Annotated in this window: 2 protein-coding genes; both read right to left on the bottom strand. The window is 41.2% G+C overall.

Going from position 1 to position 2,554, the window contains the following annotated elements:
* Nucleotides 1-234: 234 nt before the first annotated feature.
* Nucleotides 235-927 (bottom strand): hypothetical protein, encoded by a 693-nt coding sequence (locus tag CQA49_RS09710; RefSeq protein WP_115575745.1) that lies wholly within the window; start codon nt 925-927, stop codon nt 235-237.
* A gap of 9 nt (nt 928-936) precedes the next feature.
* Nucleotides 937-2,199 (bottom strand): MFS transporter, encoded by a 1,263-nt coding sequence (locus CQA49_RS09705; RefSeq protein WP_115575744.1) that lies wholly within the window; start codon nt 2,197-2,199, stop codon nt 937-939.
* Between the last annotated feature and the right edge of the window lie 355 nt (nt 2,200-2,554).

Below are 2,554 nucleotides of genomic sequence, written 5' to 3'. Positions count from 1 at the left end.
CTGCACCCCTAACCCCCAACGACGCAAAAATTTGCAAAGCAAATTTTTAGGGATTTTGCGGTGCAAAATCTAGGTTTGCGCTTGAGGCGCTTAAATTTTATTTTATAAATTCTTAATCTGCAGATTCTTATCAGCCAAAAATGGTTGTGTATGTGCGCGAAAGCGAAGTGCAACGAAGCTGGAGCGGAGGCGAAGTGCGATTCACTCGCACGAGACGATACAATATTAAAAAGACTACTTCCCAAATGTGCGCAAAAGAAACGCTTTCACTTCATCAGATTGGCAGTCTTTGCTTGAGATTTTAAAAAGCGTAATTTCCATATCCGGCGCGCCAAACTCATAGCGTGAAAAGAAGTTTTGCGCTTTTGGTTGCACGCGCCTTGTGAGCTTTTCATTTTCTACAAGAGGTTTGGAATCTAGCAAAAAGCAACCAAAAAATTGCGCTGAACTCGTTGTGATATGCTTGCTTGTTTGCGCCTGTCCTGTGGCTTTGTCGCGTATTTGCACGGGCTTTGTGGTGATGGTATCTAGCGCTACTAAAGAGATTTTGGGTAATTGCAAAAAGTCCCTGTGCTCTTTGTCAGTAAGGAAAGATTCCAAAAGCACGCGCTGTGTGCGTATCCTAAGCGCTGAATACGTTTTGTCAAATGCGCGCAGGCTAAGGCTTTGCAAGTCTGTGTATTGCTCGCTGTCTTTGAGTGTGATTTTAAATTCCTCTGGAATGCCTCTTGAATGGGATTGCAAAGGTTTGCTAGGCGTGCGCTTTAAGAATGCGTCATAGATTTTTGCCTGCGTGCTGTTATCGGTGTAAATGCTTACAAATGGCGTGCTTTGAAGTTCGCGCATTTGGGGATTTTTGGCATATTTATCTTCAAACTCACAACCCAAAAGCACCAACGCAAGCGCAAAAATCAGAATCTTGGGCAAATTTTCGCCTTAAGCTTGTTTAAATTTTTTCACAAACGCTACTGCTAGTACAATGCTTAAAAGCCCCAAAAACATCATATATAGACCCAAACAGAAAGGATACTCATCTTTGACAAAGGCGAAAAAAATCGGTGTCAAACCGCCAAAAATCGCATAAGAAATATTATACGAAAATGAAATCCCGCTGTAGCGAATGGGCGCTGGGAAGCTATCTACAAGGATTAAAGGCGTAAAAACCATAACCCCAGCGCTTAGCGCCATCAAATAATAAAAGAGCAAAACTAAGTCAAAATGCACGCCCTGCACGATTGAGCCATAAAAAAGGCAGGCAAAAAACATGAGCGCGCCACCAAAAAGAATGCTTGCGTTTTTCAAGCCGATTCTATCGCTCAAAATCCCACCTAGCGCGTTTCCAGAGGCGAGGAAAAAAATTGCGATGATTTGATAGACGATTTTTGAAATCGCATCAATTTCAAACTTTTGCGCCAAAAGATTAGGTGTTAAAAGCACGCTAATAACCACGCAGCCCGTCAAAATCCAAGTGCTTAAAAATGAGAATCCAACACCTGTTTTGTGCGATTTTACCACTTCTTTAATAGGCATTTTTTGTGTTTGCTGCAATGCTTGCATTTCCTTAAATACCGGCGTTTCGCTCAAATATCTACGCAAGAAAATCGAGATAATCCCAAAAATCCCGCCCAAAATAAATGGAATGCGCCATGCGTATTCTTTGATTTCCTCTGGGCTAAAATTCATATGCACAAAGAGCGTTACAATGCTGCCTAGCAAAATCCCTGAAACCACCGCGCTTGTGAAAATCCCCATCGTTGAGCCAAGCACTTTGCGCTCGCTGTGTTCGCATACAAACCCCCACGCCCCGGGCAATTCCCCGCCAATGGCAATGCCTTGCAAGATTCTAATCAAAATCAAAGCTATGGGCGCAAGGACGCCAATTTCCTCAAAAGTAGGCATAAAACCTAGCGCAAAAGTTGGGATAACCATAAGCAAAATGGAGAGCATAAACATATTTTTGCGCCCATTTTTATCGCCAAAATGCGCCATAATAATCCCGCCAAGTGGTCTTGCAAAATACCCAGCTGCAAAGGTGCTATAAGCGCTAATATCCTGCCAAAAAGTGCTACCTGAAGGGAAAAAGAGCACCCCGATGACGCCTGTGAAAAATACAAAAATAATAAAATCATAAAATTCAAGCATTCCCCCAAGGGAGCTAAGGGAAAGCACTTTTACTTCTTCATTTTTTAAGCGTGCCATGATGAAAATTCTCCTTGTAATAACTTGTGGTTTTTTTGGTTTGGTGAAAAGTTTGGATTATACAATAATTAGGGTATTTTGTGGTGGGCTGGATTCAAAAAAGTTTGGGAAAATGAGTGGGATTTGAGAGGAACTTGCAAAAATCTTTGCGGTGATTTGGATTCTGTAAGATTTTAATTTCTAAGAATTTTATTTTTTAGAATTTTTAGAATCCCATTTGTATTTTAAATTCTTTTAAAAGATTCTATTTTTTAAAGCTTTTTAATTTAGCCAAACGCCACTTAGATTCTCAAAATGGGTTTTTTCGATAAGGGGGAGGGGGCTTAAATTGCGAAGTCGCTCCCCTCCCCCTTAT

The organism is Helicobacter sp. MIT 00-7814 (genome assembly GCF_003364115.1).
Lineage (GTDB): Bacteria > Campylobacterota > Campylobacteria > Campylobacterales > Helicobacteraceae > Helicobacter_F.
The sequence above is the reverse complement of the archived record's forward strand: the minus strand, read 5'-3'. Positions and strand labels throughout refer to the sequence as shown.